Here is a 14,177-nt window from a genome sequence, read left to right as displayed (position 1 = left end):
GTGCGGTATATGAAAGTAGTAACCTTATAAATACATTTCTTAATGATTGTTGCAATCTATTACCCTAAGCTAATCTCCTGTTATATGGATTTTTATGTATCAGCTATGCCTTTAAATAAAATAGCATGTTTCAGACTGAAGGAAAATCAGGTGAAAGCCTGGTCACTCTTCAGTCTTTTTTGCATAAAAGAGTGGAGAAAAACAAGAGTGGAAAAAGGGTATTTGATGAATTGTAGGAAATATAATTCTCTTCCTGCTTGCTATTCCTCTCTACAAATTTCTATCGTTACTTTTTCCAATGTCTATATCTACTAAAGGAAATCACTTATTTGTTATAAAGAGCCTCCAGAAATCTAATATATAGGGATAACTATCTATCAAAAAGTAGGTTTCCTTAATGGGGAATGTTGGGAGGTAAAGGATTTGGAAAAGGAATTAGGGAAAGAGTTTAGCATGATTTTGAGATATTACAGAGAGAATCGAAAGATGTCACTTCAAGAATTATCGGAGAAAACAGGTATTTCAGTATCGTATCTGGACAAATTGGAAACGAATAATTATAGATTGCCAGGTCATCATGCTGTATTAAAACTTTCCGAAGCATTGAATGTTGAGGTGTGGCGATTAATGGGTTCTATGATGCAAGATAGAGTCATGACGATTGCTGAGTTAATTCTTAATAATAAGATTCAGTATGGTGGAGAATTGCTGATAAGCGAACAAAAAGTAGTACTAATTGAAATCATAGAACTACTATTAGACGTAGAATTTTCTTGTCAGACAATGCTTCAAGACTTGAGAATTATCGGGGAAATGTTGATTAAGTTAAAAGAATTACACTGAAAGAAAGTAGATGTATACGTTTAAACATTAGGGTGCATAGAGAGACTTAAAAGGGTTAAGAAGAAAAAATGACGCTTAGCTTTGTGAGAGATATTCAAGAGCTGTCAGATGAAATGAAAGAGCAGAACTAACGACATCTGTTTCTCTGCTTGTAAGAAAATATCTAAGTGAAAATGCTCAAAAAAGGATATGGAAGGTGTTGAAAGGTATGGATATAGTAAAAGAAGAAATGCAACAGCAATTTATTCAAAAAGAAGTGAAAGATGAACTTATAGAGGCGATTCGTGATGGAGATTCAAAAAAATCCATTGAACGATTAATCAAAATCGGGAATTTTAGTAAAGTTAATATAGAGAATATATAACGAGAAGCAGAAGGTAAATAAGAGCATTAAAAGGCAGGTTTGAAAATTTTATTATTCAAAAATGGTGATTCTCAAAAATCAATTAATGAATTAATAAAAGATGGACATTAAAATTGACTCAATAGTAAAAAAGAAGACTTGCAAATAGTCTTCTTTTTCTAATTATTCAACTGTCATTCCCAAATTATTTGGTCTGGCATTTCCATTTGTTTATTGGCTGAATCATGTAAAGTATGCAAAAAAGAAAAGGGTTGCAAGGTTCATAGAAAAGCCAATTAACTTTGCCTAAAAAGAATATTTATTTTTAATGAAGTTAGTCTGTTTTTGAATTGAAAATTTATTTATATATTGATATTATGGTAATAATTAGGCGAATGGATTGGTGAGAATATTTTAAAATAGATAGACTATCAGTTTAGAACTATTGGAGGGGACTTACATAGTGGAACAAAGAGGGTTTGAAGTACATAGCGTTGACCGTAAGGGAAATGATATTATGATTAGATGTGAAGGTGTAGACGACCAAGAGTTAGCTCATTTTGGAGGACTGGATTTACATGTAAAAGCAACAAAAGCACTTATCGGTGATTCTCAAAACGGAATGTCTTTCCCAGAAAAAGAAGGAGATTATAAGATAGGCAGTAAAGTAGTAGCTCTTTACCTAAATGAAATTGGTGAGTTACTTAGAAACCTTTCTTTTGACCCTGAATATTTAAGTGAATACTCAAATATAGATTTAGTAAAAATATTTCTTGAAAACGAGCTGAAAAATCCTGCAATTGCAAATGTAATTGAAAAGGACAATGTTGAAATTCAACAAGAACGTGAAGAAATTGAAAGAGAAGAAAAAGAAATGTGGGCTGGTTTTGTTGAAGGGCTGAATGGAGATATGTAAAGAACATCATTTTTAGGTGTTTTATATATATACTTTAAATAAGATATTAATGCATAAAAAAGACTGCTTATTGCAGTCTAAGATTGTTGGGATTAGACTAAAGGAATTATCACATCAAATGAAGAAATAGAATGAATATAGTAATTCCATAAGATGTAATATAAAGAATTGATGAATAGAAAATACATTCTTCAACATAGTTTAAAATGGTATACTCAAACTAATCCGTACAGAGGAGGCGTGCTATTTGAAGTGGGAATATACAATATCTTCTATTGATTGCAGATTGAAAGATTTAAAAAGTAAATATAGTGAATGTGGGTAAGACGTTGATATAGTGATGACTATATGTAACGTCTTTTTATTTTTGCTTATAGTCAAAATTAGAATAGAATTAATTACTAAATGTGACAATAGGAGGATGAATAATGAAATTGTATCAGATGTTAAAGACTATTAGTGTCATAACACAGGAAGAGCAAACGAACTTTTGGGAACAAGAGTTATACAATGAATTAGAATTTCAACAAGCTTTTTTAGATGTTCAACTTTTGCTTAAAGAAGGAATTGTGAGCCATGGACAGGTGGAAAAATAGATGTAAATGAGCAGGAAAAATAATTCATCCTTATTCTTAGGATGTTTAGGATGAGACTTTTCCCCTGAGAGTATCGAATAAATTTGTAATTCGAATCTATAATATAGCAAGTTTCTAATAATACAGGATTCTATTTTAGAAATAATCATAGTTGGAAATGCTAATGCGATTATGGATTAGATACATGAAGAAGCAGGGGGAATTGTATATGAATCAACAGACTACAACAGAAGATAAAAGAAAGATTTCGAGGACATTTGCACAACGACTTTGTTACTATAGGCAAGTCCGCAACCTCACTTATCAACAATTAGGTGAACTGGCGAAAATAGATGCGGGCTATATTCACAAACTTGAAAAGGGTATTAGACGTGCACCTTCCTATCCAATAATCAAGAATTTGGCTCAAGCACTTGATGTGCATATAACCGATTTAGTTGATATCGACCAGTTCGAGGAAGACCTTCCAACAAAGAGTATTCAAGAAATGTTAGTGTATAACGAATATCTGATTAGAGGGAAATTGCCGACAATGGAAGCGAGAGAGAGCTTTTTAGCACTTGTACAGACCTTACTGGAAAGTGAATGGACAGGACATAGTAAACATGTAGATTCAATTAAAATTATCAGTAAAGTAGATGCTTTTCTGAAGGGGCTTAATTAGTCCATGAATAAAAATTAGGGGGGAACTATGATTTTTATTAGTTCCCTTCGTTTTATTTATATCCAGAGGTTGTCCAGAATCTTCTTCTTAATGAATGAACATTTTTGGAGATAAGGCATTGTTTAATCACATTTAGCATCTACACAGCATCAAACACAACGCTAACCAACTTTACTATCCCTCTCAGCAACCAATAGATTAGTCTGAAGGATAAGCAAAGTAATTCTGTTATACAGAATAGTTGTTCCATACTGATTTATCCTTTTTGAAAATAGTTACTGAGTTTTATCGTGTTTCTTTACTAAATGTATGTTTAAGTTTTTATTTAGCTTCATGAAAGATGTAGTGTTTTTAACATAACTTTATCTGAGTATGTGTGTGTGAATTTCATAAAAGTTCATACTTGTTTTGCTAAATGATGAAAATTATATGAGTTATAACATGCGGGAAGGAGTTAGGATATTATGTTGATTCCAAAAAGTGCAGGTCAGCCAGTAAATTATGAGGTATATGAAGAGTACACTCCTGCAGAGCATAAGTTAGAGTTAGTAAATGGTGTTTTTCTTCCATTCAATAAAGAACGGGAAAAAATGCTTGCTTTATGTTTGTTCAATATGGGGTTACAAGAGTTCGTTACATTTCTACAGAAAGAATCAAAGGAAGAATTATTTCGTCTGCTTCAACAGAATTTGCAACCATGATTTATTTCTTTCAATATCTTAACCTCTTTCAGTTTAATTAAAAGTTTGGTAAAATATAGGAAGCGGAGCTTTTGGGTTCGTGCATAGAAAGGGTATTTTTTATGAGAACGACACCCTATTGCATTATGGGACAACCACTTTCTTTGTTTTTACAAAGTCTTAAAGTGGTTGTTTTTATTATGAATATTTAATATCAAAAGACCAAAATTATATATACTCTTCTTTTAAAAAATTTTTAATTGCTTCCTCAAATTTAAAGATTTCGAGAATGGAGTAGTTCTTTTTAGATATATTAATTCCCCACTCTGGTTTACTTGTTTGTCCTGGATTACCATAATTTCTATCAACAAATATTTCATTCGGTACTTCCTATACTTGTGCAGGGATAAGAAAAACATCAGGCATTTCCCCAACATTAAAAATTAATAGAGCCAGGTATAGGTTTTTATTCGTAATGTCAAATTTACTTTTTTGCATAAACACATAGCCTGTGCCTCTAAGAGAATTCACCTGTATTTCACAGAAATGCCCATTCTTATCTTTAATAATAAAATCAAAACCCCTGTCATCTTTGTAAAGAATTGAGTTTTGTCCAATCAGTATTTGGCATTACTATTCCTCCATATAATTTATAAATTTTATACATACTTTCCTAATATCAAATATTAACATAGAATTAAAATATAGGAATTTGAAATTTCGATTAATATACTTACATAAAGAGGGAAATATTTGTGGATAAATATTATTTCAATCTCATGCAATTTTTCGAGGGGTATGTAAGGAATTACCGCAGAATGAACTTATCTCATTTGCATAATATTTCTATGTTCACAAAAAGGGAAATTGACTTTTTTGCTCAATTAGGAGAAATGCTTGGCTTCGATGCATTCATTGAAGACTCAAAGCTTGATAAATCAAAAGGGTTTTCCCGACCAATGGATTTATCTTGGTGGAAGTGGGATGGCCGATTTAATGATGAATATTTTTTATATCTTGCCTTACATTTGGAGAGGGAGAGTATCCCGAAAAAAGATGTTGAAACAATAGAAAAGCTATTTTCGCAAACAGAAGAAGGATATATTCCGCATAATGTTATAGGGATACAATACATTAAATCTGCTGAAAGAGTAGATTATCTAAATGAATTGATTCTACGAAAGAATAAGATTCAAAAGTCGAATGTTTTAATGGTTTACCGTTATCATGATGAGGAATTTGATTTACAAAGAGTTTGTGCTTATAGTATCTCTCATGAAGGATTAATTGAGGAGAGGAAAGCCATTTTCAAATATGACCAGTCAGGCTATTGTTATATGTGCTTTGATGAAGATTTTGCCCAGTAACAAAATAGAAAGAGAATCACTGATTCGATTAAACATTAAAAAAAATGAAGTTTTAAATAGTGTGGAGCAAATGTTCTTAAGAACAATAACCAATAAGGTTTTGATAGAAATACAGAGGGATGTGATGAAAATGCTTTCTCTTGAAGAATACATTTCAAAAAGAAAAAGAGAAGATAATATCAATGAATATGATATTGATTCAAAAGATGGAAATTTACGTATTTGTGTGAATTATGTTTTTGAATACTTTAATCAATATTTGAATATTGAGGAGATGGAACAAAAAACATTCTTAAATGAAGAAAGGTTAGTAAAATTTAGAAATCAATTGAAAAAGTATGAAGATGCAGTTCAAGAATGGCTTGTTGATATTTATGATGTTCACGAAAAGCAAATCCATCGTTCTATTATAAGTTTTTTAAAAAAAGAGGAACTTTTCCTTTTGTATAACACTGAACATGAATTTAGGACTTGTTCATATGATTGTTATGCCTATCTTATAAAAAAGAACCCATTTCTAAAAGGCCAGACTGAGATGTTATTCAATTTAATAAAAGATTACCATCGGATTGAAAGTGAAAAAGAGTTAAATAATCCTTCGACATTTTTGACTGTGGATATAAATGAATGGCTGGAAAATACTTGGAGTAAACACAAAGTAAACATTTGGGCGTTTGCTTCCAATTATTTATTACGTTTTTCTGATGATGATTCTTTATGGCCAGTAAAACATAAAATTAAAACCAATGAAAATTGGCAACCTTATAATTATGATTATAAACAAAAAACAAATCTCTTTAATTTAGATACTCTTTACACCAAAATTTCAAATAAACCTTTTATAAAAGGGAAGAAGCAATATCTTGAAGTAATTTTGATGTACATATGGTTACATGATATATGGGGAGACAATAAAAATTATTGGGAAGAATACTGTGATAAGGTGGTTAAAAATTTATAAAATTAATTTTTAACAGAGTCAAATTCTCCTATGGTTGATAGTCGGCCATCAGAAAATTTATGTTTTTTAAAGAAGGGACGATGAATAATTGAACATGGTTGTAGTATTTGAAGAACAGGTTGTTAAGAAAACAGAACAAAAATTGAAGCAGACTTTAGTAAAGTTAAAAGAAAGTGTACATCTTCAACAGAATTTTAGGGAATTGACTGATTTATCATCAACATTGGAAAGAATTAAAGTTATCTTAGAAGATTTTGAAATAAATAAACAGAATAGGGATAAGCGGATAGCGAAAAGAAATGAACTTTTAGAAAAACATGATAAAATATATACTGAATTAATATCAGAAGGATTTGAAGATTCATGGATAACAACTATTGTTAAACATGAAATGAAGAATTTAAAAAAGGTTATTAAAGAGGCAAGAGAAGAAGCATACAAGGAATATTTTAGTAAAGTTGAAATTGAAGATGATGATTTGATGGATGACCGCTTTGACCTTGTATTACAACAAATACAGCAAGCAAAAAATAAGTATATTAAAGGCAATTGAAAAAATTCAAGAAGCCTCTTTTTATGCTATTGAATTATTGGTGAATTATACGAGCGGATATTGGACAACCTATCCAGTTTCGCTCGTATATTTAACAAAATAGAATTAGATAGATTAGAAATGAGGAATTTCAGCTTAAGGTGAGTAAAATGAGAAATGCTAAAGAATTAATTTAACAACAATTTAGTATTTTTAAATTCAAATGTTTTTGGTGAAAAATATTTATACAATAGTTCTTGTTGATATTTAGTCTTTGTACTGTTCATTAAAAAATCTGTTAACAAATTCTTTAGCCTTCTATTAATAGTCTAACGGCAAAAGGTGTTCCAAAATCTCCGTACTGAATGACACATTTCAAAGGGTGTTCCAAAATCTCCGTACTGAATGACACATTTCAAAGGGTGTTCCAAAATCTCCGTACTGAATGACACATTTCAAAGGGTGTTCCAAAATCTCCGTACTGAATGACACATTTCAAAGGGTGTTCCAAAATCTCCGTACTGAATGACACATTTCAAAGGGTGTTCCAAAATCTCCGTACTGAATGACACATTTCAAAGGGTGTTCCAAAATCTCCGTACTGAATGACACATTTCAAAGGGTGTTCCAAAATCTCCGTACTGAATGACACATTTCAAAGGGTGTTCCAAAATCTCCGTACTGAATGACACATTTCAAAGAGTGTTCCAAAATCTCCGTACTGAATGACACATTTCAAAGGGTGTTCCAAAATCTCCGTACTGAATGACACATTTCAAAGGGTGTTCCAAAATCTCCGTACTGAATGACACATTTCAAAGGGTGTTCCAAAATCTCCGTACTGATTGACATATTTTAAGGGTGTTCCAGATTCTTCGTACTGAACATACATATAATATCGTATGTAGTTAAACAGGAACAAAGCATGCGGTTACCAGTACCTTGTCTCAATAGGGGCATAAGGATTTGGTTTCATATAATGATTGGTTACAATGAATGATGTGGATTCCAGTAGTGTTTGTTACTTAATTTTATTTGAACATGTGTGAAATAATTTCATAAATGTTCATACTTTCAAATATTTATTTCGAAATAGTTTGAAGTAAATACAGAAAAAATATGAAAAAGTTCATACTTGTTTCGCTAAAATATTATAGGTAATACAATGCGTATTTTGCATTATAATCGATAACACATGTTAAGGTATCTATTATTATCAATTTACATACATGAAGTTTGAGAATTGATTTTTAAAAACCTGGGGGAGGAGTTAAGACACATTAAGGTGATTCCTAAAAAGCAGGGCAGCCAGTGAATTATAAGATGTATCAAAAGAGTATACACCAGCGGAAAATAAATTGGAGTTTGTTGATGGGTTTTTTCTGACATTTGATGAAGAAAGGGTGAAAATGGTTACCTTGTGTTTGTACAACCTGGGATTACATAACTTCGTTAAAATATTGCCACAAGAATCGAGGGTAGAATTACTTCAATTGCTTCAACAAAATTAGTATAGAAAACATGCTCGACATGATAGATGAGTTTGTAGTAGTCAATATGAAGGCATTGGTATTAATCCAGTGCCTTCTTCTTGTTTTTATATCGTTTAATGAATTCTTTACCGAATTCCCTCGTGTTCAATTTTGTTCTACCTACAGGTTCATAATCAATTTTAAAAGAAAATTCGGCATTCAAATTTTTTAGTTTCTCGTACATACTTTTCACAGGAGTTTCAATTTCATCTATTATTTTATAAATTTTTAGTCGGGGCAATGGATTCTTATCAGAAAATAGATATATGCGATATAATCCATTGTTTGATTTAATATCTATTACTTCAAGTAAATTGTTCATTTCATAACCTCCAAATGAATAAAATTAGTTTAACATGTAGTTTCAATAGCATTTGTACCATAACCATATTTGAATATATACAAACGAAGTACGAAATAATTTCATAACTGTTCTTAATTTATCGTACTTATACCATAACATTTCAGAGGAACTACGTAAAAAGTATGAAAAAGTTCATACCTTTTTTCGATATAGACCGAAATTTAATCGGCAATAGTAAAACTGAACAATCCTTATAAAATCTCTTTTTATCTTCTATCATAATAAAAAATAAAAAGAGAGGAGGAAAAGCATGACCATTACCATAAGTGAGAGTAAAAGAAAAGGAGGAAAGCGTTTAAACCCTGGGAAACAGTTCGAGAAGGACTTTTATGTCTCTGTTTCAGAGAAGGAGTACTTATTTTGTCTATAGATTAAAAGATGACAATTTAGGCTTTGCAAACGTGAAAAACCCTTGTGATTTTATCTTATATAGGAAACCAAAAATCTACCTTTTAGAATTGAAGAGTCACAAAGGAAAATCCATTCCATTTGGAGCCATCCAATCCTATCAAATCGAATTATTGTACCAATTCAGCATTATCGATGCTGTAAAGGCTGGATTTATATTCAACTTTTGAGATGTGAATGAGACCTATTTTGTAGAGGTTGTATCTGTGTATCATTTTTATCATGAAAGGGAACGTAAGAGCTTTTCATTGAATTGGGTAAAAGAAAATGGGGTTGCCCTTCCACAGAAGCTTAAACGAACACGATTTAAATATGAATTGGGTAGTTTACTTAATTAGTATTGGAGCTATGTGCTAATGCGTGTTATTATTTTGAAATTAAACTATGTCAGGGCAGGTGCAGGGAATGAGAATTACTTCAGTTATACCCACAAGAAATTTCAAATTGCTATTGGTGTTCGACAAGCAAGAATATCGCATAGTGGATATTCGAAAATTTTTAAAAGGTTATAGTGGTTCATTGGCTGAGGTCAGAGACAATTTGGAGTTGTTTTTACAAGTTACACTGGATGATATTGCTGGGACAGTGTGTTGGCCTAATGGAGTAGATTTTGAACCTGCTATACTGTATCAAGAAAGTATGGAGGTCGATTTTTCCTAAGACAAAAAATATCCCCTTATATCGATTCAGGTGATATACTTAATACATCCATATATGGGAGGTGTTTCGTTTGAAACGGGGATGTATAGCATATTGTATTCATTTCAGGTTGGTAAATTTAAAAATTGAACATAGTAAATGTACGTAAGACGTTGAAGTATAGCGATGACTATATTCAACGTCTTTTTATTTTTGTCTATAGTCAATGTAAATATGGATATTCATTATGAGGTTTAGGAGATGGAGAACAGCATTGATTTTACTTTTAATAAAGCGGTGGTTGTCTTAGAGATTACGGATTTGATGGAGTAGATAGGGAAGAAGAATTTTTTGCTATAAGAGAAGAACTTTTCAATATTTTTTGGAAAGATGAGGAGGAATATTAATTGGATTTTAAATTGAATGGAGGTGAAAAAATGTTAGCTTTAGCTATTGTAAGTATTTGTACTATGATTTTTATTTTTATGATGGCTTTACTCTCTATTTTTGTGATTTATAAAAAAGGAATAAGGAAACAAAGGAAATCAAATAAGAGAGATTCATTATTCAATAACTAAGTGAAAAGAGGGATATTGTGGCACAAATTAACAGAAATAAGAAACATAATCTTCATAGAGTGAAAATGAGAGTGACAGATATGGGATTTAGCGTATCAAATGATAATAAACGAATAATAGCAATGATAGAGGAACAAGAAAAAAGGAGATTTAGATTTTGTAATACAATATTTATCTTGTACTTCGGTATCTTGTTGTTAGCATTGAAAATGGTGATTTTAGATTGAAAAATAGTGATGAATTAATACAAATAAAAAATTACTTATGATAAGAACTATAATAAATTGAAGCCTACTGAGAAACTGATAAAACATATAAATATACTTTTTTGGGAAAGAGCAGATGTCTGGAACCAAGCTTGGTATAATGCTATCTATTCTGAGGAGAAATTAAATAAGGCTTCGATAAATTTAGGGTAGTGGTAACCAAATTAATAGGGGAAGAATGATAGAGATTCATAGTACGTGCTTTGGAAAAAGACTAAATCTTCAGCATTAGATTTTTGAGAAAATAACTTAATGAAAGGTGGATATTAATCATGAAAAAGTATGAAGAAATGTCAAATGAGGAACAGAAAAAATTAATAATGGAGATAAAACGATTCGATGAAGAATTTGATGATGGAGATGGAGTTTATGCCATACCACGACCACCAGGTGAACCAAAAGTAAAAGTACGAGCATTAGCAGATTATTGCAAAAAGAAGAGTGATGAATTAGGGAGAGAAGTAAAACCAATGGACTTGTCTCCAGAAGAATTAGAATTATTTCTTGTTTACTGAAGCATAAATGAAGAGGGGATATTCGAAAATATTAAAGCTTTCAAAGCTAAAGAATATCTCCCATTTCGATTTAACAAACACTCTTAGCTTATTGCTATTTATATCGTGATTGAAAAATATCTAATTTAATCTATATTTTGGTAAATGAGTAATTGAATAAGTATTAATAGTTTAGTATAATCTGTAGGTATTTAGATTTGCATCGTGTTTTTAGTATTTAGTATTTTATGCTTATCAATAAGTAACATTATTTATTAGGAGGAAGGTTTTGTGAAAAAAATAATAAGATACATAATGACCGTTTTAGTTTTATTTAGTAGTTTAATGTTTATGCAGGAAGCAAATGCTCAAACTATATTTTCTGATGTTCCAAAAACACATAGTGCTTATAAAGAAATTATGTTTTTAGCAGAAAAAGGAATAGCGAAAAAGTTCCCTGATGGAACATTTAAACCAAGTACCAATATTACACGACTGGATGCAGTCCGAATGTTATTACTAAGTAAAGAAATTACTGATTTTTCTGATGTCTCGAATCCAGGATTTGTCGATTTGAAACCTGGTCAAAATGGCTACGAAGAAATTGCTAAAGCCGTAGAGTTAGGTATTATTGATGGCAAAGTTAATGCTCAAGGACAAAAAGTGTTTGAACCTTCAGGGAACTTAACACGTGGTCAAATGGCAAAAATCTTCTCTATTGCGTATGAATTTGAAGGATACTCTAATAAAGGCTTCACAGACGTACCACCTTCACACTGGGCATCTGAATATGTTCAGTTATTAGCAAACAACAAAATTACATTTGGTTATAGCAATGGTAAATTTGGTGTCAATGACTTTATTACCCGTAGTCAGTTCTCACTGATGATGGCTCGTACATTGGATGAATCATTCCGTGTAGAACCAGAAACGCTAAAACCACCAACAGGTGGCATAACATACCCTGATGGATGGACAGCTCCAGTATTAACTTCTAAATGGAGTTCTGATTTAGCTAAGAACTTCGAAACTCTACAAAATGAGTTAGGTTTTACAGATGGTGGTCATTTTTACGGAATTCAAGGTGCTTCACGTGCTATCGTTGTAAATGGTGGAGACAGTCAAAATGAAGTGACAATCTCGTTCTACATGTGGGATGGTGATGCTAATGGTCAAATACCACAAGCATACCGCATTCCGATTGTGGCAAAAGAATTATTTAAACTTTATTTTGAAGGCGACGCAACACGTGTATGGAATTATTTTGATAAAAATGACATTCCTGAAACATTCACTGCAAATGGTCGAACTGTTAAAGCATCATATATAGAAATTGATGGGAATTTATATCTTCAAGTTGGTAAAAAGAAGTAAGGGAATAGGGAGACAAGTTGTGAAAAGGGTGATGGGTTTAGTAATTGAAGAACAAATCAGAGAGTGGTCTTCTACTCTCTTTTAGGAGGGAAATTTTGTGAAAAGAATTATGTACATTGTTACAATTATTTTTTTATTCACCAGTTCAGCATTTGTGCAAAATGTAAACGCTAAAACAGTATTTTCAGATGTATCAAAAACACATAATGCTTATAAAGAAATTATGTTTTTAGCAGAAAAAGGGATAGCGAAAGAGTTCCCTGATGGAACATTTAGACCAAGTGCTAACATTACTCGATTGCAAGCAGTTCAGATGTTATTGCTTAGTAAAGGTGTCACGGATTTTTCTGACGTCTCGAATCCGAGATTTGCCGATGTGAGACCAGGACAAGATGGCTACGAAGAAATTGCGAAAGCCGTAGAGTTAGGCATTATTAATGGTAAAGTCAATACTTATGGACAAAAAGTATTTGAACCTTCAGGTAACCTAACACGTGGTCAAATGGCAAAAATCTTCTCTATCGCTTATGAATTTGAAGGATATGCTGATAAAGGTTTCTCAGATGTTCCAGTATCACATTGGGCATCTGAATATGTTCAGTTATTAGCTAACAACAAAATTACTTTTGGTTACGCAAATGGTAAATTTGGTGTAAACGACTTTATCACTCGTAGTCAGTTTTCGCTTATGATGGCTCGTACATTGGATGAATCATTCCGTGTAGAACCAGAAGCTCCAAAACCACCAACAGAACCAACAAATTTACCTACAGGCGGTACAACATACCTTGATGGATGGACAGCTCCAGTATTACAATCTAAGTGGAGTTCAGACCCAGCTAAAAACTTTGTAACTCTACAAAATGAGTTAGGATTTACTGAAGGTGGTCACTTCTTTAATATTACAGGAGCACCATATGCCATTACGGTAAATGGAGGAGACAGTGTAAACGAAGTTACATTTAAATTTACTATGTGGGATGGCGATGCAGGAGGCTATTTAAAAGAAGCATACCGTGTACCTATCGTGGCAAAGGAGTTATTTAAATTATACTTCGGTGACGATGCTCAGAAAGTATGGGATTATTTCAACAATAATGATATTCCAGAAGAATTCACAGCTAATGGACGTAAAGTAAAAGCAACTTATATTGACATTGATGGAAGCATGTATATCCAAGTTGGGAAAAAGAAATAAAAGAATAGGGGAAACAAAGTGTAAGAAGGACGAAGCGTTTAATAATTGAATAGAAAACCAGGGAGTGTTAGCTTACTCCCTGTCTTTATAGAGATTTCTATTAATTTAATTGTATACAGATATTGGAATTAACCTCTTGGTGGGTAAGAGTCGTTACCGTAACTATTTTTTTCACGGATTCGACCTTGTTTATTGTGTATAAGCAGTTCGGATTTTTGATTTATGGCAATGTATCGGCCAAACTGAATAGCTTCATACTGTGTGTTGAATATTTTTGTAGCTTTTGAATTGCCTGCTCCTTTGACCTGAAAACCACCATTTGGATGCGGCGTAATATGTTGATTTTTCCCCATTAAATTGTCTCCTTGTCATTTAAAATTGTGGGAGGGGAACATATTATCCTCTGTTTATTTACTTCATTC

17 protein-coding genes are annotated in these 14,177 nt (G+C 31.9%); 15 read left to right on the top strand and 2 right to left on the bottom strand.

The features are described 5' to 3' along the window. Positions 1–423 precede the first annotated feature (423 nt). The 9 genes from NP781_RS15520 (at position 424) to NP781_RS15480 (ending at position 6,923) form a co-directional block, all read left to right on the top strand. Complete coding sequence (locus NP781_RS15520) at positions 424–843, top strand: helix-turn-helix domain-containing protein (RefSeq protein WP_257520313.1); 420 nt, start codon at positions 424–426, stop codon at positions 841–843. A 208-nt stretch (positions 844–1,051) separates the two neighbouring features. Further along, complete coding sequence (locus tag NP781_RS15515) at positions 1,052–1,207, top strand: hypothetical protein (RefSeq protein WP_257520312.1); 156 nt, start codon at positions 1,052–1,054, stop codon at positions 1,205–1,207. A gap of 442 nt (positions 1,208–1,649) precedes the next feature. Then, on the top strand, positions 1,650–2,102 hold the full coding sequence (locus NP781_RS15510; RefSeq protein ID WP_257520311.1) for a hypothetical protein: 453 nt from the start codon (positions 1,650–1,652) through the stop codon (positions 2,100–2,102). A 428-nt stretch (positions 2,103–2,530) separates the two neighbouring features. Beyond that, a complete protein-coding gene (locus NP781_RS15505; RefSeq protein ID WP_257520310.1) occupies positions 2,531–2,698 on the top strand; it encodes a hypothetical protein in 168 nt (55 codons plus the stop codon). Between the two features lie 208 nt (positions 2,699–2,906). Continuing rightward, a complete protein-coding gene (locus NP781_RS15500) occupies positions 2,907–3,362 on the top strand; it encodes a helix-turn-helix domain-containing protein (protein WP_257520309.1) in 456 nt (151 codons plus the stop codon). Positions 3,363–3,826: 464 nt separating this feature from the next. Further along, positions 3,827–4,063 (top strand): hypothetical protein, encoded by a 237-nt coding sequence (locus NP781_RS15495; RefSeq protein WP_257520308.1) that lies wholly within the window; start codon positions 3,827–3,829, stop codon positions 4,061–4,063. Positions 4,064–4,797: 734 nt separating this feature from the next. Further along, positions 4,798–5,409, top strand: coding sequence for a hypothetical protein (locus NP781_RS15490; RefSeq protein ID WP_257520307.1), 612 nt, complete (start codon positions 4,798–4,800; stop codon positions 5,407–5,409). Then, on the top strand, positions 5,330–6,370 hold the full coding sequence (locus NP781_RS15485) for a hypothetical protein (protein ID WP_306827483.1): 1,041 nt from the start codon (positions 5,330–5,332) through the stop codon (positions 6,368–6,370). Before NP781_RS15490 ends, NP781_RS15485 begins: the two co-directional genes overlap by 80 nt. Positions 6,371–6,458: 88 nt before the next feature. Next, entirely contained in the window at positions 6,459–6,923 is a 465-nt protein-coding gene (locus tag NP781_RS15480; RefSeq protein ID WP_257520306.1) for a hypothetical protein, read from the top strand. A gap of 1,551 nt (positions 6,924–8,474) precedes the next feature. Here NP781_RS15480 and NP781_RS15475 read toward each other — a convergent pair. Beyond that, positions 8,475–8,756, bottom strand: a complete 282-nt coding sequence (locus NP781_RS15475) for a hypothetical protein (protein ID WP_257520305.1) — start codon at positions 8,754–8,756, stop codon at positions 8,475–8,477. Between the two features lie 855 nt (positions 8,757–9,611). Here NP781_RS15475 and NP781_RS15470 point away from each other — a divergent pair. The 6 genes from NP781_RS15470 (at position 9,612) to NP781_RS15445 (ending at position 13,755) form a co-directional block, all read left to right on the top strand. Then, entirely contained in the window at positions 9,612–9,866 is a 255-nt protein-coding gene (locus tag NP781_RS15470; RefSeq protein WP_257520304.1) for a DUF2442 domain-containing protein, read from the top strand. 386 nt (positions 9,867–10,252) lie between these two features. Continuing rightward, a complete protein-coding gene (locus NP781_RS15465; protein WP_257520303.1) occupies positions 10,253–10,423 on the top strand; it encodes a hypothetical protein in 171 nt (56 codons plus the stop codon). 17 nt (positions 10,424–10,440) lie between these two features. Continuing rightward, positions 10,441–10,650, top strand: coding sequence for a hypothetical protein (locus NP781_RS15460; protein ID WP_257520302.1), 210 nt, complete (start codon positions 10,441–10,443; stop codon positions 10,648–10,650). A gap of 311 nt (positions 10,651–10,961) precedes the next feature. Further along, positions 10,962–11,204: a hypothetical protein gene (locus NP781_RS15455; RefSeq protein ID WP_257520301.1), complete on the top strand. Its 243-nt coding sequence runs from the start codon at positions 10,962–10,964 to the stop codon at positions 11,202–11,204. Positions 11,205–11,474: 270 nt separating this feature from the next. Then, entirely contained in the window at positions 11,475–12,557 is a 1,083-nt protein-coding gene (locus NP781_RS15450) for an S-layer homology domain-containing protein (protein WP_257520300.1), read from the top strand. Positions 12,558–12,654: 97 nt separating this feature from the next. Beyond that, on the top strand, positions 12,655–13,755 hold the full coding sequence (locus NP781_RS15445) for an S-layer homology domain-containing protein (RefSeq protein ID WP_257520299.1): 1,101 nt from the start codon (positions 12,655–12,657) through the stop codon (positions 13,753–13,755). 128 nt (positions 13,756–13,883) lie between these two features. On the opposite strand, the gene NP781_RS15440 is transcribed toward NP781_RS15445, so the two are convergent. Further along, a complete protein-coding gene (locus NP781_RS15440) occupies positions 13,884–14,108 on the bottom strand; it encodes a DUF2188 domain-containing protein (RefSeq protein ID WP_257520298.1) in 225 nt (74 codons plus the stop codon). Positions 14,109–14,177: the final 69 nt, after the last annotated feature.

It is taken from the genome of Lysinibacillus sp. FN11, from assembly GCF_024628845.1.
Classification (GTDB): Bacteria; Bacillota; Bacilli; order Bacillales_A; family Planococcaceae; genus Lysinibacillus; species Lysinibacillus capsici.
This window is presented reverse-complemented; position numbering and strand designations above follow the sequence as displayed.